The following is a 1291-nucleotide window of genomic DNA, read 5'->3' as shown; positions in this document are numbered from 1 at the left end:
CACCTTGGTGCCAGTCTGGACCGTGAACAGGGCATGGCCTGAGAGTTCCTTGCCGCGGTCCCAGGTCAGGGTCTTGCGCAGCTGCTCGGGCAGCGTGGTCATCGACGCGGTCAGCGCGGCGTTCATCGCCGTGGCGCCGTACCCACCCAGCGATGGTCCGTTCTTGACCGGTGGGTTCTGGCCCCAGCCCTGCATGCGGGGCAGGTGGACCAGGATCGTGGCGCGGCTGCTGCGCTCCACGATCGTCCCGATCGCGGACCGGCCGGTCCCGATGATCAGGTCGCCTTCCCAGTGGCCGGGGACGGCGCGGTCGTCGGCCTCGGCGGGGCGCTGGCGCAGGACGACATCGTCCGTGACGTGGCCTTGCGCCTTGTTCTGCGACCTGGCTCGGGGCTGCCGCAGCGCCCGGCCTGTTCGCAGGCAGGCGACGAGTTCCCGTTTGAGTGCACCACGGCCCTGGATGAACAGCGACTGGTAGATCGCCTCGTGGCTGATGCGCATGGACTCATCATCGGGGAAGTCGATTTTCAACCGGTGCGCGATCTGTTCCGGGCTCCACGCCAGCGACCAACGCCGGTCGGCGCGGTGCGGCTTGTTCAACCCTTTCCACGGCGGTGGTGTCGGCCCCGGCACGATCGTGCCGTCAGGGCGACGCACATTGCCGGCGAGCCGGTCTTGGACGTACTCCCGCAGCCGGGGGTTGTCGACCAGCTTGGCGGTCTTGGGGCGCTTGGCCGCCTGCTGCGCCTTCCATTGCGCCACTCCAGCGCGGTACTCCTGCTTGCCGCCTCTGGTGGCCGCGTTGCGGCGCAGCTCGCGCGAGACCGTCCCCGGGTCGCGTCCTATCGCCCGGGCGATCTCACGCACACCCTTGTCTTGGGCGCGCTGGATCGCGATCTCCTCGCGTTCCTCGAACGACAGGTAGCGGCCGGTGGGCTCGGCCAGTGAGATGGGCGGCATGCCGCCAGCGTGGCGAAACCACCCTGTTCCGACCGGCACGGACACGCCGACACTCAGCGCCGCCTCTGCCGAGGTGATGCCCGTGGCGATCAGCCGCCAGAACTGACGCTGCACCACCCGGGAGGGGTCCGGCCGTCCCGGCGAACGCATCGCCGGTCGCAACGCGCGGTCCGCACGCCACTGCCGACGCGCGCTTTCGGGCATATCGCTGGTCTTCTTGCTCCAGTCCCCTGTTGCCATCGATAGACACCTCCGTGATCGAGGTGTTGCGACGACCGGTTGAATCCGCCCTGCGACCCGGCATCAGAGTGATGGATCAGCTCGCCGGGCA

At 69.0% G+C, this 1291-nt stretch carries 1 protein-coding gene; it reads right to left on the bottom strand.

Translation table 11 applies throughout. The features are described from left to right. The coding region (locus tag AVL62_RS07105; RefSeq protein WP_419177485.1) for an IS30 family transposase at nt 1-1164 on the bottom strand (1164 nt) is incomplete at its 3' end. Nucleotides 1165-1291 lie beyond the last annotated feature (127 nt).

Origin of the sequence: Serinicoccus chungangensis (assembly GCF_001483745.1) — a bacterium.
In the GTDB taxonomy this organism is placed as follows: Bacteria; Actinomycetota; Actinomycetes; order Actinomycetales; family Dermatophilaceae; genus Ornithinicoccus; species Ornithinicoccus chungangensis_A.
Note: the sequence above shows the minus strand (reverse complement) of the source record. Positions and strands in the feature narration are given on the sequence as shown.